Origin of the sequence: Acetobacter okinawensis, from assembly GCF_002153655.1 — a bacterium.
GTDB classification, from domain to species: domain Bacteria; phylum Pseudomonadota; class Alphaproteobacteria; order Acetobacterales; family Acetobacteraceae; genus Acetobacter; species Acetobacter okinawensis_A.
This window is the reverse complement of sequence record NZ_JOPJ01000020.1, coordinates 17,919-42,313: the sequence shown is the minus strand read 5'-3', so window position 1 is coordinate 42,313 and position 24,395 is coordinate 17,919. Positions and strand designations below refer to the sequence as shown.

20 protein-coding genes are annotated in these 24,395 nt (G+C 58.2%); 14 read left to right on the top strand and 6 right to left on the bottom strand.

Annotation, left to right across the window (positions count from 1 at the left end; translation table 11 throughout):
- Nucleotides 1-19 precede the first annotated feature (19 nt).
- Nucleotides 20-1,708 carry an aspartate-alanine antiporter gene (gene aspT, locus HK26_RS09570; RefSeq protein ID WP_086639576.1) on the top strand — a complete coding sequence of 563 codons (1,689 nt, stop codon included), beginning with the start codon at nucleotides 20-22 and terminating at the stop codon, nucleotides 1,706-1,708.
- 45 nt (nucleotides 1,709-1,753) lie between these two features.
- Here aspT and HK26_RS09565 read toward each other — a convergent pair whose 3' ends face one another.
- On the bottom strand, nucleotides 1,754-2,602 hold the full coding sequence (locus HK26_RS09565) for a LysR family transcriptional regulator (protein ID WP_180539482.1): 849 nt from the start codon (nucleotides 2,600-2,602) through the stop codon (nucleotides 1,754-1,756).
- A gap of 86 nt (nucleotides 2,603-2,688) precedes the next feature.
- Between HK26_RS09565 and HK26_RS09560 the strand changes: the two genes are divergently transcribed.
- The 9 genes from HK26_RS09560 to HK26_RS09520 all read left to right on the top strand — a co-directional run bounded on the left by HK26_RS09560 (nucleotide 2,689) and on the right by HK26_RS09520 (nucleotide 11,909).
- Nucleotides 2,689-3,759 carry an NAD(P)H-dependent flavin oxidoreductase gene (locus HK26_RS09560; protein WP_086639574.1) on the top strand — a complete coding sequence of 357 codons (1,071 nt, stop codon included), beginning with the start codon at nucleotides 2,689-2,691 and terminating at the stop codon, nucleotides 3,757-3,759.
- Nucleotides 3,760-3,799: 40 nt separating this feature from the next.
- Nucleotides 3,800-4,783, top strand: coding sequence for an acrylyl-CoA reductase (NADPH) (acuI, locus tag HK26_RS09555; protein ID WP_086639573.1), 984 nt, complete (start codon nucleotides 3,800-3,802; stop codon nucleotides 4,781-4,783).
- A gap of 82 nt (nucleotides 4,784-4,865) precedes the next feature.
- Entirely contained in the window at nucleotides 4,866-6,071 is a 1,206-nt protein-coding gene (gene hmpA / locus HK26_RS09550) for an NO-inducible flavohemoprotein (RefSeq protein ID WP_086639572.1), read from the top strand.
- On the top strand, nucleotides 6,068-6,436 hold the full coding sequence (locus HK26_RS09545; protein ID WP_086639571.1) for a DUF488 domain-containing protein: 369 nt from the start codon (nucleotides 6,068-6,070) through the stop codon (nucleotides 6,434-6,436). The genes hmpA and HK26_RS09545 overlap by 4 nt, the downstream gene beginning before the upstream one ends.
- A gap of 19 nt (nucleotides 6,437-6,455) precedes the next feature.
- Entirely contained in the window at nucleotides 6,456-7,163 is a 708-nt protein-coding gene (locus tag HK26_RS09540; protein WP_180539479.1) for an HPP family protein, read from the top strand.
- 264 nt (nucleotides 7,164-7,427) lie between these two features.
- The gene (locus HK26_RS09535) at nucleotides 7,428-9,002 is read left to right on the top strand and encodes an HAL/PAL/TAL family ammonia-lyase (protein WP_086639569.1); all 1,575 of its coding nucleotides are present in this window, start codon (nucleotides 7,428-7,430) and stop codon (nucleotides 9,000-9,002) included.
- A 2-nt stretch (nucleotides 9,003-9,004) separates the two neighbouring features.
- Nucleotides 9,005-10,210: a CaiB/BaiF CoA transferase family protein gene (locus HK26_RS09530; protein WP_219337093.1), complete on the top strand. Its 1,206-nt coding sequence runs from the start codon at nucleotides 9,005-9,007 to the stop codon at nucleotides 10,208-10,210.
- Nucleotides 10,211-10,246: 36 nt separating this feature from the next.
- The gene (locus HK26_RS09525) at nucleotides 10,247-11,143 is read left to right on the top strand and encodes a 3-hydroxyacyl-CoA dehydrogenase family protein (protein ID WP_086639628.1); all 897 of its coding nucleotides are present in this window, start codon (nucleotides 10,247-10,249) and stop codon (nucleotides 11,141-11,143) included.
- Complete coding sequence (locus HK26_RS09520; RefSeq protein ID WP_086639567.1) at nucleotides 11,136-11,909, top strand: enoyl-CoA hydratase-related protein; 774 nt, start codon at nucleotides 11,136-11,138, stop codon at nucleotides 11,907-11,909. Before HK26_RS09525 ends, HK26_RS09520 begins: the two co-directional genes overlap by 8 nt.
- Before the next feature lie 114 nt (nucleotides 11,910-12,023).
- On the opposite strand, the gene hutI is transcribed toward HK26_RS09520, so the two are convergent.
- Nucleotides 12,024-13,292 carry an imidazolonepropionase gene (gene hutI, locus HK26_RS09515; RefSeq protein WP_086639566.1) on the bottom strand — a complete coding sequence of 423 codons (1,269 nt, stop codon included), beginning with the start codon at nucleotides 13,290-13,292 and terminating at the stop codon, nucleotides 12,024-12,026.
- Nucleotides 13,293-13,415: 123 nt separating this feature from the next.
- Between hutI and HK26_RS09510 the strand changes: the two genes are divergently transcribed.
- Both HK26_RS09510 and hutG read left to right on the top strand, forming a co-directional pair.
- Nucleotides 13,416-14,786 (top strand): formimidoylglutamate deiminase, encoded by a 1,371-nt coding sequence (locus HK26_RS09510; protein ID WP_086639565.1) that lies wholly within the window; start codon nucleotides 13,416-13,418, stop codon nucleotides 14,784-14,786.
- Nucleotides 14,787-14,806: 20 nt separating this feature from the next.
- Entirely contained in the window at nucleotides 14,807-15,607 is an 801-nt protein-coding gene (gene hutG / locus HK26_RS09505; protein ID WP_086639564.1) for an N-formylglutamate deformylase, read from the top strand.
- 66 nt (nucleotides 15,608-15,673) lie between these two features.
- On the opposite strand, the gene HK26_RS09500 is transcribed toward hutG, so the two are convergent.
- Complete coding sequence (locus HK26_RS09500; protein WP_180539477.1) at nucleotides 15,674-16,240, bottom strand: HutD/Ves family protein; 567 nt, start codon at nucleotides 16,238-16,240, stop codon at nucleotides 15,674-15,676.
- 186 nt (nucleotides 16,241-16,426) lie between these two features.
- On the opposite strand from HK26_RS09500, the gene hutC reads away from it, so the two are divergent.
- A complete protein-coding gene (gene hutC, locus HK26_RS09495; RefSeq protein WP_025826521.1) occupies nucleotides 16,427-17,152 on the top strand; it encodes a histidine utilization repressor in 726 nt (241 codons plus the stop codon).
- 91 nt (nucleotides 17,153-17,243) lie between these two features.
- Complete coding sequence (locus tag HK26_RS09490) at nucleotides 17,244-18,743, top strand: HAL/PAL/TAL family ammonia-lyase (RefSeq protein WP_086639561.1); 1,500 nt, start codon at nucleotides 17,244-17,246, stop codon at nucleotides 18,741-18,743.
- Between the two features lie 88 nt (nucleotides 18,744-18,831).
- Here HK26_RS09490 and HK26_RS09485 read toward each other — a convergent pair whose 3' ends face one another.
- The 3 genes from HK26_RS09485 to HK26_RS09475 all read right to left on the bottom strand — a co-directional run bounded on the left by HK26_RS09485 (nucleotide 18,832) and on the right by HK26_RS09475 (nucleotide 24,267).
- The gene (locus HK26_RS09485) at nucleotides 18,832-20,043 is read right to left on the bottom strand and encodes an MFS transporter (protein ID WP_086639560.1); all 1,212 of its coding nucleotides are present in this window, start codon (nucleotides 20,041-20,043) and stop codon (nucleotides 18,832-18,834) included.
- Between the two features lie 115 nt (nucleotides 20,044-20,158).
- A complete protein-coding gene (gene hutU / locus HK26_RS09480) occupies nucleotides 20,159-21,856 on the bottom strand; it encodes a urocanate hydratase (protein ID WP_086639559.1) in 1,698 nt (565 codons plus the stop codon).
- A 47-nt stretch (nucleotides 21,857-21,903) separates the two neighbouring features.
- Complete coding sequence (locus HK26_RS09475; RefSeq protein WP_180539475.1) at nucleotides 21,904-24,267, bottom strand: TonB-dependent receptor domain-containing protein; 2,364 nt, start codon at nucleotides 24,265-24,267, stop codon at nucleotides 21,904-21,906.
- Nucleotides 24,268-24,395: the final 128 nt, after the last annotated feature.

The following is a 24,395-nucleotide window of genomic DNA, read 5'->3' as shown; positions in this document are numbered from 1 at the left end:
CCCGGAGCGTTCTCCTGCCATGGCATGGATTGAAACTGTACTGAAAACCTACCCTCCGATTGCAGTATTCATAGCCCTGGCCTTTGGGTACTGGTTCGGCAAATTCAACTACCGTGGTCTCGGGCTGGGTGCAGTCACGTCCACGCTGATTGCCGCAGTTGCGATCGGGCAGTTCAACATCCCGATCTCGCCCATGGTGGGGTCCTTTTTCTTTCTGCTCTTCCTGTTTGCTGTTGGTTATGGCGTTGGCCCGCAGTTTGTGCGGGGGCTGGCAAAGGACGGGCTGAAGCAGGCCCTGTTTGCCGTTGTGGTCTGCCTGCTCTGCCTTGGCTCCGTGTGGCTGGCAGCGCGCCTTGCCGGGTATAATGCAGGAACGGCTGCGGGTCTTTTTGCCGGGTCCCAAACACTTTCTGCCTCCATGGGGCTTGCGACCGACAGCATTAACCAGCTTGCCATTACGGTGGAAGAAAAACGCCACCTGCTGAACGAAATGCCAGTTGCCTATGCGGTCACCTATCTGTTTGGCACGGTTGGCTCTGCCATTATCCTTGCACTACTCGGGCCAAAACTGCTGCGCGTGGACCTTGCCAAGGAATGTGCGGATTACGAAGCCAGCATGGGCGGCATGGACCACAATGCCAGTGGCGATCTGGCCTGGCACCCTTACGAACTCCGCGCTTTTCAGGTTGGGGAGTCAACCAAGGTCAGCGGGCAGACAGTCTCGGAGATCGAACATCTCTTTCCCCATGGCGGTGTTTTTATTGAACGCGTGCGCCGAGGCTCTCAGGTCATGGCAGCTAAAGGGGATATGGTTGTCCAGACCGGGGATGTTCTGGCCATTACCGGGTCACGCCATATCCTGATCGATATTATTGGCACACATGCCAAGGAAGTGGACGACCGCGAGCTGCTCTCGGTTCCCATGGAAGGCATTGATATTTTCATCACCAGCCGTGCGATCAGCGGGAAAACAATTGCTGAAATTGCAAAAATGCCCGAAGCACACGGCGTTTTCCTGTGCAGGATTGCACGCGGGCTGACCGGGGAGGAAATTCCCCTGCTGCCCAAAACAGTTGTGCAGCGTGGAGACGTGCTCTCGGTGAGTGGGCGCACGGCAGATACCTCCATCGCCGCCAAGGCATGGGGCCGTGTGGACCGCCCCGGCAGTGTTACGGATGTTATGACACTGGCACTCGCCATTACCATTGGCTGCCTTGTTGGTGCGGTCACCATTCGTATCGGGTCCATACCCCTTACCCTGTCTACGGCTGGTGGTGCGCTGATCGCGGGCCTTATTACTGGCTGGCTCCGCTCCATCCACCCGACCTTTGGCTACATACCCACCTCAACAGTCTGGTTTATGAACTCTGTGGGGCTAAACGTCTTTATTGCAGGCGTGGGCATTGCATCGGGGCCAACCTTTGTTGCCGGGCTGGAAAATCTGGGGGCCGGAATATTCCTGTGGGGCATGTTTGCAACAACGCTCCCGCTTGTTCTGTCCATCTTTATTGGCAAATATCTGTTCCGCTTCCACCCTGCCATCCTGCTTGGCGCCTGCGCAGGGGCGCGCACAACAACCGCAGCACTGGGCATGATCAACGAAATTGCCCGCAGTCAGGTCCCCACCCTTGGCTACACCGTTACTTACGCCGTAGGGAACACGCTGCTGACTATCTGGGGCATGGTGATTATTCTGCTTATGACCTGACAAAAACCGCCACGACACCCAAAACCAGCCGGGATGATGCTGCTTTTACGCCAGTATCTCCCGGCTGAAAGCTGCAAACGCAGTGGACAAAAACCCGGACCGGCTGACCAGCCATGTTGGCATTGTGCACAGCGTTGTCCGCTCCAGCGTCACATCAGGCACCATAAGGGTAATCACACTGGCTGGCATAATGCAGGCACAGGCCCCGACTGCCGTATAGGCAAACATCTCATGGTAGGATGCGACCTGCCGGAGCGTTACGCCCTCCCCGCCAGCGTGGTGCTCGTGCAACCACGCTTCTGCCACAGCGCGGTAGGAACAGCCCGGCGCAAATACCGCCAGCACTTTTTGCGCCCCGTGCGCCCAATACCCTGAGGAGCAGAGCAGTTGCAGTTCCTCCTCAAACGCAGGTACTTCCTGCGCATGCAGAGTATTGGGGAATGATGCTCCGGGTTGTTGCGCAAGCAACGCACAATCCAGCTCCTGTGCCGCAAGTGCTCGTAACAGCTGCGCACTCGGCCCTGCTGTCAGACTGACCGAAATAGCGGGCCACGCCGCCTTAAACCGCGCCAGTGGCACAGGCAGGCGGCTGGCCAGCGTACACTCCATGGCACCCACCCGGAGTGTTGTTGCCGTGTGCGCGGGTTGAATGGCCATTTTGGCGTCTTCAGCCAATGTGAGCATCCGCTGCGCATACTCCAGATATATCCTGCCCTGCGCACTGAGCAGCATGCGCTTTGTCTGTCGCTCAAAAAGCGGCACACCCAGTTCAGCCTCCATCTGGCGTAGACGGGTGGTGATGTTTGATGGTGCACGCCCCAGCAGCGCCGCAGCCCGTGTGACGCTCTGCTCCCGAGCGACTGCACAAAAGACTGTGAGCGATAGAAAATCCATTCTTTTGACCCGTTGCATAAACACACAGGCCATATATTCTTACTTTAATAATAAATTGCAATGGATATTCACAAAAGGAGAATATCATGGTTGCAACACCCCGGGCGACCCTGAGCAACCTGCCCTTACCCATTATTCAGGCACCCATGGCGGGCGTTTCCACCCCCCGGTTGGCAGCCGCCGTATCCAACGCCGGGGGGCTTGGCTCACTGGGGCTTGGTGCGTGCACCGCAGCCCAAGCCCGCGCCATGATTGAGGAAACACAGGCCCTTACGGACAAGCCATTCAACGTAAATGTTTTTTGCCACACCACGGGCAAGCGGGACAATGCGCGGGATACGGCATGGCTCGCGCACCTCGCCCCTTTTTTTGCAGAATTTGGTGCGCAGCCCCCTCAGGCGCTGACGGAAATCTACCAGAGCTTTCTGGCAGATGATGCGCTTTTTCACACCCTGCTGGCACTCCGGCCCGCTTATGTCAGCTTCCATTTTGGTCTGCCCCATGCCCACCATTTAAGTGCTCTGCGCCAACTGGGCATTACAACAATGGCCACCGCCACCAACCCGCAGGAGGCCGCACTGGTGGAAGCCGCAGGCGTGGACGCAATTATTGCCCAAGGCATAGAAGCCGGCGGGCATAGGGGCATGTTTGACCCGAACGCTGTTGATGAGCAGTTGAGTACGGCTGTTCTGCTCAGACTTCTGCGACGCCAGACAACCCTGCCACTTGTGGCAGCAGGCGGCATAATGGATGGATATGCCATACAAGCAGCGCTCGACCTGGGCGCAACGGCAGCCCAGTTGGGCACGGCTTTTATTCTATGCCCCGAATCTGCCGCCAGCGCGCCCTACCGCACAAGCCTGAAGAGCAAAAGAGCGTCTGCCACGCGCCTGACCTCTGTTTTATCTGGTCGTCCGGCCCGCGGGCTTGTCAATCGCTTCATTCTGCAAAGCGAAGGGGCAGGACAGCCCAAAGCCGCCGACTACCCCTTTGCCTATGACGCCGCCAAGCAGTTGAACGCCCTTGCCACACGGCAGGGCAGTGCGGAATTTTCTGCCCATTGGGCAGGGCAAGGCGCTCCACTGGCGCGAGAACTCCCTGCGACCCGGCTTATGCAGGTTCTGGCCGAGGAATTGCAGCAGGCCGCCACCCGGTAACACCGCGCAAACTCACGCACGCCCCTGAAGGAAAACGCTAATGTTCAAAGCCATTGTGGTTGACAAAGACAAGACCGACTACCACGCAACCTACACAGAACTGGCAGAAAACAGCCTGCCTGAATATGACGTGCTGGTTGATGTCAGCCACAGCACGCTCAATTATAAAGACGCTCTTGCCATAACCGGCAAAGGGCCTGTGGTCCGGCAGTTCCCCATGGTTCCGGGGATTGATCTGGTCGGCACGGTTGTAAGCTCCGAACACCCCGCCTACCACAAAGGGCAGCCTGTTCTGCTGAACGGTTGGGGTGTTGGCGAACAGAGTTGGGGCGGATTGGCCCAGAAAGCCCGCGTCCGGGGGGAATGGCTGATCCCCCTGCCCGCTGGTTTGTCCCCCAGCCAGGCCATGGCCATTGGCACGGCGGGTTATACCGCCATGCTGTGTGTTCTTGCGTTGGAAAAACACGGCGTAACACCAGAAAAGGGCGATATTCTGGTCACCGGCGCAAATGGGGGCGTGGGCAGCATTGCCGTGCTCCTGCTTGCACGGCTGGGGTACCGGGTTGTGGCCTCCACAGGCCGCACGCATGAGGCAGAGCACCTGCTCAACCTTGGGGCTACCGAGGTTGTGGACCGCGCCACACTTATAGCGCCGGGCAAACCCCTGCAAAAAGAACGCTGGGCAGGAGTTATTGATTCTCTGGGCAGCCATACTCTGGCCAATGCCTGCGCCAGCACGCAGGCTGATGGCGTTTTGACAACCTGCGGTCTGGCACAGGGGTTGGAACTGGCGACCACGGTAGCACCGTTTATTCTGCGCGGTATCAGCCTGCTTGGCATTAACAGCGTAACACGCCCGCAGGCCGAGCGCGTAACCGCCTGGGCGCGCCTGAGCCGGGACATAGACTTTGAAAAACTGGAAACCCTGACCCGCACAATCGGCCTGACCGAGTCCATTGCCTATGCTCAATCCCTGCTGGCTGGTCAGGTCCGTGGCAGGCTGGTGGTGGATGTGAACCGCTGAGCAGGCGAATAGATATATTCATTTGACATTTTTAAAAGGCTTTATAAGGTGCATTTGTTCTACACCTTATAAAGAAGCGATCATGGCAGCCCCACTGGACGACGCAACCCGCGCAATAGTCAAAGCCTGCGTTCCCGCACTGGAAGCGCACGGCCTTACCATCACTCAGGAGATGTACAAACGCCTGCTGGCCACACCAGAAATCCGCGACCTGTTCAACATGTCGCACCAGAAGGATGGTGAGCAGCCAAAGGCGCTGGCACTGGCCGTGCTGGCCTATGCCCGCCATATTGATGACCTTGGCACACTGGGTGGCATGGTCGAACGCATTGCCGAAAAACATGTCGGCCTGAACATTCTGCCCGAGCATTATCCCTTTGTGGCCACTGCGCTGCTGGGGGCCATTGCCCATGTGCTGGGCGATGCAGCAACGCCGGAAGTGCTGGACGCGTGGGGCAAAGCCTACTGGTTCCTAGCCGATATTCTGATCGGGCGTGAAGGCCAGATTTACCATGCACATGAGACCGCCCCCGGTGGCTGGACCGGCTGGCGCAGCTTTACCGTAAGCACCCGTGTGCGTGAGAGCGAGAATATTACCTCGTTCGTGCTGACCCCGGCAGATGGCAAGCCGGTCATGCGCCACCAGCCCGGCCAGTACCTCAGCTTCCGGCTGGATATTCCCGGCCATGGCTCACAGCGCCGCAACTACAGCATTTCCTCCGCCCCCAGCGACAACAGCTACCGCATCAGTGTCCGGCGGATGGGTGGTGGTGTCGTATCCGAATGGCTGCATGACAGCGTGCAACCCGGTACGGAACTTCAGGTCTCTGCCCCGGCGGGTGATTTTACACTGAGTGAGCCATCCTCGGCTCCGGTTGTACTGCTCAGCGCAGGCGTTGGGCTTACCCCCATGATCTCCCTGCTGGGTGCGCTCACATCGGCACAAACGCCTGCCGCCATCCGTTATATTCACACAACGCCTTCAACCGACACCGAAGCCTTTGGAGAGTACATCAACACTCTGGCACAGTCGGGGAAAATTCAGGCAGACGTGTTCTATAGCCAAAAGGCCCCCACCAGTGCACATGGTGCTGTGACCCAACACACGGGGCGGATGACGCAGGACTGGCTGAAGAGCCAGATCGACCCGCGTGCGACATACTACATCTGCGGTCCTGACAGCTTTATGCGGGATGTGATTGCAACACTCAGAGAGGCCGGTTTGCCAAAAGCTCAGGTACGTTACGAATTTTTCGGGTCGGCCAGCGATGCCGATCTGGTCACGTGACTCACAAACTCCATATTCAGGTCAGGCGGGTTTATGACCCGCCTGAAGCCGATGATGGCGCACGGGTTCTGGTCGATCGTCTCTGGCCACGCGGGGTCAGCAAAGAGCGCGCGCATCTGGACCTGTGGCTGAAAGATATTGCCCCCTCCACCGCACTGCGGGAGTGGTTTAACCACGACCCGGCAAAATGGTCTGCTTTTGGGGAACGTTATCAGGCGGAACTCTCAGCCAATCCGGTTGCGGTGGCCCAGATTATGGCGCTCATCAAACAAGGGCCGGTCACACTGCTTTATGGCGCGCGGGACACTGAACACAACGAGGCCGTTGTGCTGGCGGCATGGCTGGATAAACACGGCAAAGACTGAACCCCGGCGAGGACCTGTCATGATTTTGCACCTTGGCGCGCTGGTCGGGCGTCTGTCCATACCTGTTGGGCGCGCCAGCCGGATGGAGTTGCTGGGTGCTACCGGAGCACTCCTTGGCATTACGCTTACAGCCCTGCTCAGCAGCCTGCTCGCGCATTCGGCATTTCCATTTATTGTGGCACCCCTTGGTGCATCGGCGGTTCTGCTGTTTGCAGTGCCTTCCAGCCCCCTAGCCCAGCCCTGGTCCATTGTGGGTGGCAATACTCTGAGCGCCGCCGTGGGGGTGGCCGTCTCCCTTACTGTGCCCAACATGACCATAGCTGCGGGCCTGTCTGTGGCACTCGCCATTATCATCATGATCATGACCCGCTCCCTGCACCCTCCCGGTGGGGCTGCGGCCCTGACTGCCGTTCTGGTGCACCCCTCCGCCACCAGCCTGTCTGCCGCACTGCTTTTCCCTTTTCTGCCGGTGGCGTTGAACTCCCTTATTCTGGTTCTTGTGGGGGTGCTGTTTCACAAAATATCCGGGCACCGTTACCCACACTCGGCCGAGGCGGCACTTGCCTCCCCCTCCCAGCGGCTGGCCATGGAAGATATTGAGGCAGCCCTGACAACTATGGGCGATGCGTTTGACATAGACCCTGCGGATCTACAGCACCTGCTACTCCTTGCTGAACAGCACGCGCTGGAAAGAACAACCAGAACCACTCCTGACAACAAAGCGTAACATAGGGGCGTGCGCCTGCCCCCCATACCGGTAGTACGTCTGGCGGGTAGTCACACTGTTTTTGCACGTTCTGCCGCCACAAAGGCGCGCAATGTGAAAAACATGAGCCTGCGTGCCAGAACAGCGCCGGGTGGTTACGCCCGGCTGCTGCACGCATGTTTTTTGCCCATGGCGCACGAATCATTCGATACGATATTGCAATATTATTTAATGTATATACAACCAAAGGGGCGGTACGCATGCGCGGAATAGGATTCAGGCCCAATGAGCGTCCAATACGAGACCTCCTGTAAAAAAGAGCACACCCCCACTCAACCTGTTACGTTTGGCACACACACAACCACGATTGCCGAGATCGTTGCCGTGGCCCATGGAGCACCTGTTGTTGTGGATGAGGGCGCACTGGCGGCACTCCACGCGCTACAGGCCAGCCTACAGGACGCCATCGCCCAGAAGCGCCCCGTTTATGGCCTGACCACAGGGGTCGGTGACCAGTACTCGGTTCTGCTTTCGGCTGAAGAAATCAGCAATGCTCAGATTGGCATGCTCCGCAGCCATGCCTGCGGCATAGGCGCGCCACACCCCCATACAGTCGTGCGCGCTATTATGGCCACCATGCTCCGCGCACTCCTGCAAGGCCATAGTGGCGTGGGGACACCCCTTGTAACCACAATGGCCGCCATGCTGAACAGGGGGGTCATTCCCTGCTCCCCCTCCAAAGGGTCTGTGGGCTACCTGATTGCCACCGCCCATATCGGTCTGGTTATTTTTGGGGAGGGAGAAGCCACCTACAGGGGCGAGCGCCTGCCCGGCCGTGTTGCCATGGAGCGGGCGGGGTTACCCCCCCTCACCCCCGGCCCGCGTGAAGGGCATGCCCTGATCAGTGGCACATATGAGATTACAGCCATTGGCGCTCTGGCCTTTGAGCAGGCCCGCCATGCGGTGGAACTGGCTGACCTGGCTGGCTGTATGGCGCTGGAAGCATTGCGTGGGAACAGCCGTGGCTATGACCCTGACCTGCAAAGCCTGCGCCCCCATCCGGGGCAGGTCCACACGGCTGCCGTTCTCAGGCAGCTTCTGGCCGACAGCCAGATCATGGCTGCAAACAGGAACCACCGCCTGCAAGATGCGCTCAGCCTGCGCTGCATTCCACAGGTGCATGGCGCAGTCAGGGACGCCATGCACTATGTCGGGCAGGTGCTGGAGACGGAAATAAACGCAGTAACCGACAACCCTGTTTTTTTCTGGCGCAACAATAGCTACGAGGCCCTACCGGGCGGGAACGGGCACGGTGCGCCCACGGCTCTGGCGCTGGACACACTGGCCATTGCCATTGCCTCCATCAGCAACATGTCGCAAGCCCGCTCCGACCGGCTGACCAATACGTATTTAAGCGGCTTGCCGCCTTTTCTGGCCCCAAAGGGCAGTGGGCTTTCCGGCCTGATGATCCCCCCTTATGCCGCCGCAGCAGCCGCGGCAGAGAACAGGTGCCTTGCCACCCCCTCCTCCGTGAACAGCCTGTCCACCTGTGCCGGGCAGGAAGACCATACCAGCATGGGGGTGTATGCGGCCCAAAAAGCCCATACCGCGGCAGACAACGCGCTGGATGTTATTTGTATAGAGTTCCTGTGCGCCGCACAGGCACTGGAGTACCACCAGCCCCTGCGTGCTGGCAGGGCCGTGCAGGCAGCGTATGAGGCCATTCGCGCCCATGTTCCCCCCCGCCACGCGGACACTGCACTCCACCCCGAGCTAGGCGCTATCCGCACACTCATGGACACGGGTGTCCTCAGCGCCTGCGTGCGGGACGCTCTGGCCCCCTCACCCTCAGGAGAATGACCGTGACCGCTGCATCATCACCATGCCTGCCATTGCAGGGTGTTAAGGTTCTGGATTTATCCCGGGTTCTGGCAGGGCCTTTGTGCGCAGCCATGCTTGCAGACCTTGGGGCGGATGTCACCAAGATCGAACGGCCAGACGGAGGGGATGATTCCCGCGCGTTCGGGCCTTACCTTAACGGAGAGAGCACCTACTTCATGCTCCTCAACAGAGGTAAAAAAAGCATCACCCTTGACCTAAAAAAAGAAGATGGCATGGCCATTTTTCTCAAACTAGTCAAACAGGCCGATGTTCTGGTCGAAAACTTCAGGCCCGGCGTAACAGCCCGTCTGGGCATTGATTATGCCAGCCTCCACGCCATTAACCCCCGCCTTGTCTATGTCAGTATTTCAGGCTTTGGGCAGGAAGGCCCCCTTGCCCAGCGCGCGGCCTATGACCACGTCATTCAGGCCATAGGCGGGATTATGAGCAGCACCGGCTGGCCGTCCACCGGGCCAACAAGGGTGGGTGACCCTATTGCCGATGTGGTGTCCGGCCTGTATGGCGCATGGGGCGCACTGGCAGGCATTCTCCAACGCCAGATCAGCGGCAATGGTACCCATATTGATGTGGCCATGCTGGATGCTGTTATTTCGCTTCAGGTTGTCTCACTCGCACAGCTTATGGGGGGTGCTCCCCCACCCGGCCTGCTGGGTAATGCCCATGCCATAAGCGCTCCGATGGACACATTCCCGACCACGGATGGGGAGATTGTTATTGCCGTAGCCAACGACAGCCTGTTTACACGCCTTGCAAAAGCCATAGGCCAGCCCGACCTGGATCAGGACTCCCGTTTTAGTTCCGACCCACAGCGCCACCAGAATCAGGACGCCCTGAAAACCATCCTGAGCGCATGGTCCAGCACCCTGACCACGCAGGAGGCCATGACCATGCTGGTCACAGCAGGTGTGCCCGCAGCCCCGGTCAACACCCTTGCTGAGGCACTGCAAAGCCCGCATGTGCATGAGCGCGGCATTGTAAAGCAGGTTGAGCACCCCGTTGCCGGTCCCATACAGATTATTCCCCAGCCTGTACGATTTAATGGGCTCAACCCCGCGCCGGAGCGTGCAGCCCCGGTTCTGGGTGCACACACCGATACGATCTTGCACGATGATCTGGAACTGTCGGACGCGCAGATCGCACAACTCCGCGCAGACCATGTGCTTTAAGCCCGGGCAGAACAGACAATGACGGACACCGCACACATGACCCAAAGTAAAATTGCCGTTGTCGGTGCGGGGACCATGGGCGCAGGCATTGCCAGCGTCTTTGCCGCACTCGGGTGGCAGGTTGCCCTGTACTCGCGCAGCCAGACCACGCTGGATACCGCCAGAACCATTGTAGAGGCCGGTGCTGGCAATGCTGCTGCCCATGTTCTTTACACCACATCCTTGCAGGCCTGTCTGGAAAATGCCGATGTGGTCAGTGAAAATCTGGCTGAAAACCCCGAGCTGAAAAAAACCGTTCTGCGGGAGGTTGAACAACAGGTTCCTCCAGCCTGCCTGTTAAGCACCAACACCTCCAGCGTGCCCATTACCCAACTGGCAACAGCCCTGCGCTGCCCACAAAGGTTGATTGGCATACACTGGTTCAACCCCCCTCAGGTCATGCCGCTGGTGGAAATTGTGCTGGGGGAGGCAACAGCGGATGACGTTGTGGCTCAGGCACAGGCACTGGCCAAAGCTGCGGGTAAAGCCTCCATTATCGTGCGTCAGGACTGTCCGGGCTTTGTGGTCAACCGCCTGCAATACGCCATGCTGCGCGAGGCCCTTTTTCTGGTCGAACAGGGGGTCGCCAGCATGGCCGATGTGGACCTGGCGGTTGAGAGCACACTGGCGCCGCGCTGGTCCGCATGTGGTCCATTACGCCTGATGGACATGGCCGGGCTGGATACGGTGAAAAATGTCTCCGCCATTCTTATGCCCGCCCTGAGCAACGCCACGGATATTCCTGCTCTGGTAACGCAACGGGTTGCTGAAGGCGCACTCGGCACCAAAACCGGACGGGGTTTTTACCCATGGACGGAAGAAAGCGCTGCATCCGCCCGCAGCAGACGAGACCAGATGGTCACCCATGCACGCAAGGTCGCCAGCCATGACTGAACCACTCATCCTCAAGCAAAAACAGGGCTGTATCGGGCAGATTACCCTCAACCGCCCCCAAAAGCTGAATGCGCTCAGCCTGCCTATGCTGGCCGAACTTGTCGCAACCATACGGGAATACGATGCGGCCACAGATGTGCGGGCCATTGTCATCTGCGGGCAGGCTCGCGCCTTTGCCGCCGGGGCAGACGTTGGCACACTTGCCCAGAGTGGCGCCATAGCCCTGTACACCAGCGGATTTAGCGAACACTGGGACCAGATTGCCGCCTGCCAGACCCCGATCATAGCCGCAGTGCAGGGCTATGCGCTGGGCGGCGGGCTGGAACTGCTGATGGCGTGCGATATTATTATTGCAGCCCCAGACGCTGTTTTTGGGCTGCCTGAAACCACACTGGGCATTATCCCCGGTGCAGGGGCCACACAAAGGCTGACCCGCACACTTGGCAAGTCCCTTGCCATGGAAATGGTTCTGGCCGGGCGCAGGCTCACGGCAACAGAAGCCTGCACACAAGGGCTGGTCAGCCAGATAACACAAGCAGGCGAGGCCGTATCCACCGCCATGGCAGTAGCCGAACGCATTGCTCAGGCTGGCCCGCTGGCTACACACATGGCCAAAGCTGCCCTGCTGGCCAGCTATGACATGCCGCTTACTGCGGGTATCAAATATGAGCGCACACTCTCCGCACTGGTCGCCGCGAGCGAGGACCGGCAGGCGGGCCTGAGCGCCCTTGCAAGCAAAACCAGACCTATTTTTCACGGGCGTTAAAATCAGACGCCACAACAAGGCAGCGCCCTGCAACCCGGCTTTGCGCCTGCTACCCGCACTCTCTACCAGACACGCCGGGGGCAGCGGGCCTGCCCCCAATACATCTTTGCTGGACTATACGGCGGGGGATAGCGCGCAGTTCTGCGGGTCCACCACCACACGGCCACCAAAAATGACCCCACGCGGTTTTCTGCCCCCGATCCAGTAAGACAGTTCATGGGGGCCAGCCATGTCCCACAAGGCCATATCCGCCTGACAGCCGGGTTTGAGCATACCCAGATTTTGCTCCAGCCCCAGTGCACGCGCACCTACGGTTGTGACAGCCCTGAATGTTTCCTCCGGTGTCATTCTGAACAATGTGCAGGCCATGTTCATTACACCGGGCAGGCTTAATATGGGGGAAGTTCCGGGGTTGCAGTCCGTTGCCAGCCCCATGGGTACACCATAATGGCGGAACAGATTGATAGGAGGTACCTTGCTCTCCCGGATAAAGTAGAATGCGCCGGGCAGCAGCATGGCAACCGTGCCGGCCTGCGCCATACAGCTTACGGCGTCCTCGTTCACATATTCCAGATGGTCAGCAGACAGCGCACCATAACGTGCAGCCAGCAACCCACCACCACTGGCCGACAACTGGTCAGCATGAATGCGCACGGGCAGCTTGAGCTCCTGCGCCCTGCTGAACAGTTTTTCAGCCTGCTCTGTGGAAAAGGCTATGTTTTCACAAAAAACATCCAGACTATCCACCAGATTTTCTGCCATCAGGCATGGCAGCATCTCTTCACTCAGGTGGCGGATGTACTCGTCAGCGCGGCCAACGTATTCTTCTGGCAGAGCGTGCGCACCCAAAAACGTGGTGTGCACATGTACAGGCAAGCGGCGCGCCAGCTCCCGCGCAACCCGCAGTTGCTTCAACTCATCACTTGTGCGCAGGCCGTAACCGGATTTGACCTCTATGGCCGTTGTGCCCGACGCAATCATCTCCTGCACACGGGGGATGGCCTTGTGTAGCAACTCCTCCTCCGTGGCATCACGCGTGGCCCGGACTGTGGAGAGAATCCCTCCCCCCTGGCGCGCAATCTCCTCATACGACACGCCATGAAGGCGGAGGGAGAACTCGGCACTCCGGTCACCACCAAAAACAACATGCGTATGCGCATCCACCAGACCGGGCGTCATCCACAGTCCCTGCCCGTGGCGCAGTTCACGCGCAAGCGTATGGGCGGGGGCAGGCAGATCCTCCATAGCCCCGACCCATGCAATCTTGCCATCCTGCACAGCCAGAGCGCCATTGCGTATGCAGCCAAAGCCATCCTCCCCGGATATCCGCTCCGGGTCGGAGGTCGCCAGATGGACGTCCAGCCACAAAGTATCCCACGTCATAGCCTGTTCCTTTTGTTCTTCGACTGACCTAGCAATATATGTATATACAACTATGTCAATTCCGTTATAGTTTCGAAACAGACCCGTTGTGGTGAACCCTTGCTCGAGCTCGCAGAACTTCAGATGTCCGATCTTTTTGCACGACAGGCCCTCCTCCCCGATGGATGGCACCAGAATGTTACAATAACTCTTGCCAAGGACGGCACCTTTGCAAAGGTTACGCCCGACAGCGCAGCCCCCGCGGGCGTGGAGCAGGTGGCCTGTGTTGTGCCGCCCATGCCCAACCTGCACTCGCACGCCTTCCAGCGCGCCATGTCCGGTCTGGGGGAAAAACGCGCCAACCCGGATGATACATTCTGGACATGGCGCAAGCTCATGTATCAGCTCGCGCACCGCATAACGCCCGAGCAGATGCACGCCATCTCCGCTTACCTGTACGCAGAAATGCTGTGTGCAGGGTACACGCAGGTTGCTGAATTCCATTACCTGCACAACGCGCATGACGGTGCGGCCTATGCCCAGAAGGCCACACTCTCCCTCTGTCTGGCCAATGCGGCGGAAGAAGCAGGCATGGGCCTGACCCTGCTGCCCACACTTTACACCTATGCGGGCTTTGGCAAAAAACCACTACAAGACGCCCAAAAACGCTTTGCCAGCACGCCAGAACTCATAGCTGATATTGTAACCGCCACACAGACAGCCACACAGGATTCCAAACTGGTCAGGGTGGGTGTTGGCCTGCATTCACTCCGCGCTGTAGCACTCGATACGGTCGCCGACATGCTGCGCATTGCGGGCCCGCATACGCCCGTCCACATCCATATTGCCGAACAGATGCAGGAAGTGCGGGACTGCATAGCGGCAACCGGCCAGCGCCCGGTAGAGCATCTGCTTACCCACACCCCGGTCGATGCACGCTGGTGCCTTGTGCATGCCACCCACCTGACTGAGGCCGAAGCACAGGCTCTGGCAAAAAGTGGGGCCATAGCGGGCCTCTGCCCGATTACGGAAGCCAATCTGGGTGATGGTATTTTCCCTCTGGCAGACTACGTCAGCCACAACGGCCGCTTCGGGTTGGGGAGCGACAGCAATATTCTTCTCAGCCCATGGGAGGAATTGCGGATTTTGGAATACAGCCAGCGCCTGCACCACCAGAAGCGCTGCGTCGGCCTGCCATCGGGGCATCTTGGCTCTACCGGCGGCTGGCTCTACCGCGAGAGCCTGAAAGGCGGCGCACAGGCCTGTGGCCTGCCTGAGTGGGGCCTGCAAGCCGGAGCCCGCGCAGACCTGTGCGTGCTGGATACAGAGGCGTTTCTCCTCCCCGACCTGATGGGGGATGATGTGCTGGACGCTGCCATTTTCTCGCAGACAGCGCCGCCCGTGCTGCATGTGATGAGTGCCGGGCAATGGCGCGTGCGTGACAGACAACACCACAACGCCGCCGCCCTGCGTCAGGCGTTCCGTCAGGCGGTGCGTCCGCTCCTGTCCAATTAACTCCAAGCAGGCCCAAAAGCATGAGCGATATTTTTACGTATTCTCCCGGTCAGTTGCCTCTTCTGGTCACTATCCCCCACTCCGGCACCCTGCTCCCTCCCGGCATGGAGGCGCGCCTGACACCCCATGCCCGCACACTGCCGGACACGGACTGGTACGTGGACCACCTTTACGCCTGCGCGCACGCACTGGGTGCCAGCACCCTGCGGGCACGCTATTCACGCTATGTCACGGACCTGAACAGGGGGGCAGACAATGCCGTGCTCTATCCCGGCCGCCCCAGCACGGGTGTTGTACCCACACATGCCTTTGATGGTGCGCCCCTGTATCTGGCCGGGCAGGAGCCGGACGAGGCCGAAATACAGGAGCGTATCAGCTCGTACTGGCACCCCTACCACAACGCCATAACAGCGGAACTGGAGCGACTACGGGCCAAATGGGGCTGGGCCATCCTGTGGGATGCCCATTCCATCCGCTCGCACATTCCCCACCTGTTTGAAGGCACACTCCCCACCCTTAACTTTGGCACAAACAGCGGCGCAAGCTGTGCAGCCACTCTGGCGGAGCAGCTTGTGCAGCACGCAGCGCAACACAGCAGCGACACGCATGTGCTCAATGGTCGCTTCAAGGGTGGATATACAACCCGCCATTACGGGCAGCCACAGAACGGCATCCATGCCGTGCAGCTTGAACTGGCCCAGTCCGCCTACCTTGCCAGCGAGGATGCGCCATGGCCCATAAGCCTGCCCGCCGCAGCCCAGCTTGGCCAGTTGATAGAAGGCCTGCTCAAACTTGCCATTGCCTACCGGCCTGACAGGTAAAAACGCACAACACACCCCGGCGGCACTTTGCCAAACCGCGCCACCGGGGCATTTGCCCCTAAGCCTTCAACCTGCCCCATCCGTTACAGCGAACACGCCATAGGCCAACGGGGCCTCCCCCTCGTCCGGCACCAAATCCAGCGTCTGCGGGGTGGAAGAGCGTAAAAAGGAGGTTCCCGCTGCAACGCGCACCTCCTCCTCCGGCGGCATGGCACCAATACGCCAGCCCCCCCGCACAGGCACAAGGGCGAGCAGACCGTCCACCCTGCATGCCTGTGTTATCGGACGCAATAGATGGCGCTGCCCGGCACCGTACATCAGGTTCAGCACCTGCACCGGGCCATCATGCAGCATGCCAGTCAGCGCAAGATTGCCAGAAAAAGCAAAACACACACCGGCCCTATCCAGCACCATGGGGGCAAGCGCCTGATCCTGTGGCTGAAGAGAAAGGCCATGGCCACACATCAGACCAATTTCGCGCGTCAGCCCCTCAAAAATGGAGAAGCTGGAGGACGTCCGGATTTCTGCCAGACTGAGCCGCCATGTGGCATCTCCCCCCAGCACACGGGTCAGCCCCTGCCCGTTTTTCCAAGGCTCCCAGTGACACTCCTCAAAAAAAACAGTCTGAGACATGCGCGCCATACCTTATACAATCAAACTGTCTTTATTGGTTTTTCCGGGCTGGCAATGTCAATATGGCTGGGGCGTATAACAGGCGGTCAATACAACATCCCCCACTCCCACAGTTTTCCTATGCTCGCTTTTTGCGCCACCAATGCTAAGGTGTGCGCAATCAGGCAACGATTTCATGGAACAACCGTGTCACAGACTCTGAAAAAAAACCGTTCTGCCTCTCGTTATGTACAGGTCAAAACCTTTATTACCGACCGTATTAACAAGGGGGAATGGAATGTTGGCTACCGCCTTCCTTCCGAGAACGAACTTGTTGAACAACTTGGCATTTCACGCATGACGGTGCACCGCGCCCTGCGTGAGTTGACGGCAGACGGTATTGTGACACGCGCACAAGGGGTTGGCACCTTTGTGGCCAAACCCGCCAAACGGGTAGAACTGCTGGAAATCCGCGATATTGTTGATGACATTGTTGCCAGCGGCAACAACTACCGCGCTCAGGTTCTGGCGCTGGAAATGATCCGGGCCAACAGTGATCTGGCCATTGCCTTTGACCTGCGGCCGGGGGCGCGGCTTTTTCGCTCCCTGATTGTGCATTACGAAGACGACACCCCACTCCAGCTAGAAGAACGCTTTGTTCTGCCCTCCTTTGCGCCGGATTATCTGGAGCAGGATTTTACCACGACCATTCCCCACCGCTACCTGTTTGGCATTGCGGGCCCGGAGGAAATTGAACACGTGGTGTTTGCTGTCTCCCCCTCCCCCAGCATGTCCAAGGATTTGCAGATTGGCCAGCATGATGCCTGCCTGCAACTTGTCCGGCGCACATGGGTGGACAATCATGTCGTGATGAAAGGGATTTTTACCTACCCCGGCAACCGTTACAGCTTTGGTGGGCATTACAAACCCTGATCGGGGCAGGCTCCGTATTGTCTGATTGACAGCATGGAAAATAGCATGAAACATACTTGTACATACAATAGTGCAGGTAGTAATCCGACCCATGCCCGATACGCGACAAACCCTGTTACTGGATGCCCCCCTTACCCCCCAGCAGGTCTGGGATATTGCGCAAAATACCGTAAAGCTGGACCTGTCCAGCGCGGCGCGCCTACGCATCCGCCAGGCCAACACCAGCCTGCGCCAGCTCATTGAAGGTGACACCCCCATTTATGGCCTGAATACAGGCGTAGGGGGGTTATCCGAGCAGAGAATATCCGCCGCACAGCAGGCTGAACTGTCCAAAAAAATTCTGTTCAGCCACGCCGTGGGCGTTGGCCGCCCGCTGGACGCTGCACAGACACGTGCAATTATGGCCTGTGCCATCAATTCCTATGCACTGGGTTATACTGGTGTTCGGGAAGATATTCCTGACAGGCTGCTCGCCCTGCTCAACAGCAACAGCCTGCCCATTATTCCCAGCGAAGGCTCGGTGGGTTATCTGGTCCATATGGCGCATATTGCGCTGGCGCTCATCGGCCACGGCACACTGCAAACACCCACAGGGCTGGAACCCGCAGCCCTTGTCCTGCAAAAACTGGGCTTTACCCCCTTGCAGCCAGAAGCCAAGGAAGGGCTCGCACTGGTCAATGGGCTGGCCTGTGCAACCGGGCTTGGGTGCCTGAGTGCACACAGCCTGAGCACAACCCTGCATTGGGCCGACCGGATTGCCGCTGCAACATTTGATATTATGGGCGGCCAAAGCCGGGCGTTTGACCCGTGCTCCGCGACCTTGCGCACCATGCCCGGCGGGCAGCATGTTGCCGCCAGACTACGCGCACTGACACAGGGTTCCGCACACCTTGCCGCACGGCAGGGCGGCAGAACACAGGACGCCCTGAGCCTGCGCGCCGTCCCCCATATTCATGGTAGCGTGCATGACGCGCTTGAGGGCATTGAGCGCACACTGGCGCAGGAACTCAGCAGCCTGTCTGATAACCCCGCAATTATTAACATTGACAACCAGCCACAGGCTTTTTCTCAAGCGCATGCGGTTGGGGCCAGTCTGGCCCGGATTATGGATGAAACCGCACTGGCAGCAGCATCGCTCGGCGCCATAGCGGAGCGGCGGCTGGACCGGATGGTCAACCCGCTTGTCAGCCCCTTCCCCGCCTTTTTGCCGAGCGATAGCGGCACAGGCAGTGGGTTTATGATCGCGCAGTACACAGCCTGCGCTCTGGTTGGGCAGAACCGGCGTCTGGCGGCACCCGCCAGTCTGGACGGGGGGATTACCTCCGGGTTGCAGGAGGATATTCTGGTCCACGCCACACCTGCGGCCCTTAAAGCCCAGAACGTTGTGGACAATACCCGCACCATCCTTGCCATTGAACTGCTGGCACTATGCCAGGCCATAGACCTTGCCGGGCTTTACCCTGATCTGGCCCCAAAAACACAGGAGCTTTACACACAGGTCCGCGCCAAAGTGCCCCATTATCAGGAAGACCACCCTTTGGCGGATGATATTGCAACCATGACCCAGTGGCTTGGAACTACCCAGCCCTGAGACAAGGGTACGCCAACCTCTGGCACCATGCAGTAAGGCGGCTGTCACAGCCGCCTTTTTTGTTGGCTACCCTAGTGCTTTAGCAGGGTTATACCATTTCCAGATGCGCTTCATGCTCTGTGGGGGCCACAGTGGATTTGTGCAATGCCCTAAAAAGAACCGGCAATGCAAAAGGTAACGGGGCAACACACATCAGGAATCCACAAATCCCGAGTATGGTAAAAGAGGTATGGTCAACCAAAAGCCCGCCAAGTGGCGCGCCCAGCGCATAGCCCATGCGGTCCATGCCACCACAAAACGTGCCAACACGGCCACTGCCATCCAGCGTTGCCGCACTCCCCAGCAACCATGCGTAAGACAACATGGCGCAATTCCAGTACAGAACCACACCAGCACCATAGCTCAGGGCATCCCACGCTACGCAGGTCAGCAGGCACCCTGCCCCGGTTCCCAGCAGGGTCAACAGCAAAACCGTCTCCCTGCGCCAGCGATGGGCCAGAGCCGCCCCAACCAGACTGGCAAGAACACTGGTAACAATGCCAACGGTCGAGAGGGAGACAATAAAGTCTGGAGTAAGGCCAAGGTTGCGGCCTATACGCTCAGCAAAAGACCATGCCATGCTGGAGCCTAGGGAACAGCCCACCCACACACACAGCAGGGCAATGGCACCGCCCGTTAGCAGCGGTCCACCCTTCTGCTGCCGGGTAAGCGGCCTGCCTGCATGCACATGGCGGAAGCTGATAACAGATGGCATGGCAAGCAGCATGATGCAGGCCACAGCCAGAAAAACACCTAACGGGCCAAAATACCGTGTGCTCACAGGCACAAGAGCAATAACAGACACAATAATGACCAGCCCGCCCCCGCTGGCAATGGCGTATATCCGCTCGGGGTTCAAAGACGAGGAGACGGCCCGCACGTAGGAGCGGCACAGTAAAGCCGCAGAAAGGCCAAGCAGAATGGCCACACTACAGATCCAAACCTCCACCCCCGGTCCAATATACAGCAAAAGGCAGGCAACCACGCCCAGAGCCATACCAGACAAAGCAGAATACATGACCGGCAGCGCAAGAAACACGCGAGAGAGCAGGAGCATGAACAACGCGAAGGAGAAAATTTCAAAAAAACCGAAAACACCAGCCAGACTGGCCGACTGATGCAAACCGGTCATTAACGCATCAATCTGGAATGGCATGATGGATGACCCCAGATGCGCGCAGCCCGAGCAGATACTCGCACCCATGGCCAGAACCAGAACGGAACGATCCTGAGCAGAGTGCGCTTGTTCTGATCTGGCCATATATCTTGCCTTTTTTGATGATGCATTAACGAAGGAGGAAGAAGAGCGTGCAAGGCATACAGCATGGGCGCAGAGTGCCCGCAGAACATCTCTGGCCCATGCTCCTTACGTGGTCTCAGCTTTTGCGGGTAATCATAGGCAGATCAAGGCCTTTTTCCACCGCGCAGTTGACTGCAATGTCGTACCCTGCATCCGCATGACGCATCACACCGGTTGCCGGGTCATTCCACAGCACACGCTCAAGCCGGGCAGCAGCATCCTGTGTGCCATCCGCAACAATGACCATGCCCGAATGCTGCGAGAAACCCATGCCAACCCCGCCACCATGATGGAGGGAAACCCACGTGGCGCCAGAGGCCGTGTTGAGCAGCGCATTGAGCAGCGGCCAGTCAGACACAGCATCCGAACCATCCTGCATGGATTCTGTTTCGCGGTTGGGGCTGGCGACCGAACCACTGTCCAGATGGTCACGACCGATGACGATGGGGGCTTTGAGTTCACCCTTGGCAACCATTTCGTTAAAGGCCAGTCCCAGACGGTGCCGATCCCCTAACCCAACCCAGCAGATGCGCGAGGGCAGACCCTGGAACTGGATTTTCTCACGCGCCATATCCAGCCAGTTGTGCAGATGCTTGTCGTCGGGCAGGAGTTCCTTGACCTTCTGGTCGGTCTTGTAAATATCTTCCGGGTCGCCGGACAAAGCAGCCCAGCGGAACGGACCAATCCCCCGGCAGAAAAGCGGGCGGATATAGGCCGGCACAAAACCGGGGAAGGCAAAGGCATCTTCCAGACCGTCTTCAAACGCCATCTGACGGATGTTGTTGCCATAATCAAAGGTGGGAATACCCATGCGGTGGAACGCAACCATGGCCGCAACATGCTCACGCATGGAGGCACGGGCAGCTTTTTCCACTGCTGCGGGGTTTGTCTCCCGCATTTTGGCGGCCTGTTCCAGCGTCCACCCAGCAGGCAGGTAGCCATTCAGCGGGTCATGGGCGGATGTCTGGTCCGTTACGGCATCGGGGCGGATACCACGGCGCACCAGTTCGGGGAAAACCTCTGCCGCATTGCCCAGCAGACCAACAGAAACAGCCTCGCCTTTTGCGCAGGCATCATGGATAATGCTCAGCGCCTCATCCAGCGTATCAACCTGCCGGTCAAGGTAGCCGGTTTCCAGACGTTTGCGAATACGTGAGGGTTCGCACTCAACCGCCAGCATGGAAGCACCGGCCATAACCGCCGCCAGAGGCTGCGCGCCGCTCATGCCGCCAAGGCCACCTGTCAGAATCCAGCGCCCTTTCAGGCTGCCGTTGTAATACTGGCGGGCCATCTCGACAAAGGTTTCATACGTCCCCTGCACAATGCCCTGCGAACCGATGTAAATCCATGAGCCAGCCGTCATCTGGCCATACATCATCAGGCCACGCCGATCGAGTTCGTTAAACTTGTCCCAGTTGGCCCAGTGGGGCACCAGATTGGAGTTTGCAATCAGCACACGCGGCGCATTGGCATGGGTGCGGAACACCCCAACCGGCTTGCCGGACTGCACGACCAGTGTTTCCTCATCCCCCAGCCCACGAATACATTCTACAATGCGGTCGTAGCAGGCCCAGTTGCGGGCTGCCTTGCCAATACCGCCATAGACCACCAGTTCGTCCGGTTTTTCGGCCACTTCGGGGTCCAGGTTGTTCATGAGCATGCGCAATGCGGCTTCTGTCTGCCATGATTTGGCAGTTTTTTCCGTCCCATGGGCGGCCCGGATCACGCGACCGTTTGCCACAACCTGCTCGGAAGAAAAGGACTCATTTTGCATAGACTTGAAACCTCTGTTTTTCTTGTAATGGACTTGACGCGATAAAGTCAGAAACCGGCGGCAATAGTCATGGACGTGGTAAAGCGCGGCGCAATGTAATACTGGGGCGAAGAGCCTCCTATGCTGGAGCCGTGTATTCCCGTTACGGTCTGGGCGTTCAACTGGGGAGACGCCACACCGGAGAGCACTTTCTCATCAGTAAGATTCATGAATGCAACGCGTATTTCAGGATTTTTAACAAACCCGAAGCTGGGCAGACGATACCCCAAAGACAGGTTGAGGGTCTTGTAGCTCGGCATTTTTTCGTCGTTCATGAAGGTCGAATACTGCGAGCCGGTGTATTTGACAGAGAATGTGCCAAAAAAGTTCCGGTGATCATAAACAATGCCGATAGCACCCTGAAAATGCGGGCTCCTGACTGCTGTTTTACCAGCCGTTGGCAGGTAATCATTCCCAACCTGAATGTTGTTATCAATCGTTGCGTGCAGGTACTCGGCCGAAACATAGGGAGAAAACCCATGGAAGGGCATCAAGCCTGCCTCAAAATCCACACCGCGCGTTGTCTGCCCACCGCCATTGATGGTGGAGTAAACCTGCACGTTGTTCACGTACCGCTGGCTGGAAACCTGACGATTGGTAAAGTTGTAGTTGAAGAGTGCAACAGATGCATGAACAATGCTCCCCTGATACCGATACCCAAGTTCTTCCGAAATGGAATATTCGGGTTTGAGGTTGGAGTTCCCCTGCGTACTGATCGCCCCACCCGAATAGCTGTTGTACAGCGTGTCATCGATCGGCATGAGCGTATTGGTGGTGACGTTAAAGAACACCTGATGGTCTTTGCTGAACTTATACGCCACCGAAAGCCGGGGAAGTGGCTGGAAGTTGTTGCTCCCCACATGGTACTGCGGCCCGGGCAGGCTGTTGGTGCCCTCCTTGTTCACCATCAGCGCCTTAATACCCCCCACAATCTTCAGCCTATCCTGCAAAAGAGAGACCTCGTCTTGCAGGTAAAGGGCGTTTGTCTGGGTAACGGTATGTTCTTTTTCCGCCATATAGGGCTCGCCATTGCCCATGGTGACGTTGTGCAAACTCCATGCAGACCCCGTCAGCCCCGAAGACGATACGCCGGAAAACGGCATGGACAGGTCATCCACACCATACTGGTACCAATACCCAAGCGTAATTTTGTGGTCGCCAAACTTGCGCGACAGGGCTGCATTGACCCCACCCACGCTCTGCGTGCCCACATAATCGCTCCGCACGCTCCCGCCTGATTCATCAACACCGGGAATAGTGACGGAGACAGGCTGCGTGCCATAGTAATTCCCTGTCTCAGACAAAGTGGAAGACGCAGGAGAGTTCTGCCATGCTTCCAGAAAATAAGGGGTAACATTCAACTCGGTTTTGCCCGGCAGTTTGAACAGAGATGGCATGCTGAGCATGATCTGCTCCCACTTCCAACGGTTCTGCTGCCAGTAATCCGAGCTACCGGGTGAGAAGGTTCCACCCCATGCATAGCTGCGCCCGTAGGTGTTCCAGCTATCCTTGGTCGGGTTGGGGTTATTCATGTAGTCCATGTCAACGTAAGAGCCATTCAGCTTGATGACATCGCCGTTTTCAAAGTCTTTTTTCACAGCAAAATCAACATGCCGCCGCATCTGCCGCCCCGGACCGAGCGAGTTCTTGGCTGTTCCGTTGGAAAAAGAGACGTAGCCCGTCAAACCCGTGTGACCGATTTCGCCACTGTCAATGCGGCCATAAAACCGCTCCAGATTCAGCGTGCCATAGCTATAATCTACCAGCCCGCCGAACTTTTTGCCCGGATCGCGCATGGTCGTGGTAATCTGCCCGCCTGCTGCGTTCATGACCGGGGCCGTAATGGCGGCAGAGCCCTGCGTCAGGCTGACGGACTCAATATCCTCACCATCGGCCCAGTAGGTCGGGTATCCATTGTAGGTTTCAATGTCGTTTACGGGCATGCCTTCCCAGACCTGCCCCACTTCATTCCCACCCAGACCGCGCACGCTCAGCATGGAGTTGGCGGCAAAACCGTACGGATCGCTCTGCGAAAAGTTAGCGCCCGGCGTCAGCGATACAGCCTGATAAGCCGTGGTGGTTGCTGCCTGCTTGTTAATATATTCCGACGTAACCGTACTGCGCATATCCCCACCGGTCTGGCGCGCCATAAGGCCACCACCGGCAATGCGGCGCATCCGCCCATAAGCGCCATGCTGCAAGGCTGCGTTAACCTGCACCTCTTCCGTGCCATGCGATACTAGTGTCCGGGGTGCCGCAGCCTTAGTCTTGCCCGAAGCGGCCTTGCCCGACGTAACATGCGACCCGGATGCCACCTCATGCTGCCCGGCAGCACTGCGCACATGGGTATGATCGACAGCGGCATGCGCCAAGGCAGTGGAAGCCAGAAAGGATGCGGTTGAAAGTGCAATGTATGTCTTACACGCACGATAATGTACGATGGTTAGCATGGCACCTGCCCTGGATGGTATTTTTGTTTCAAACAAGCAATGACATTGTT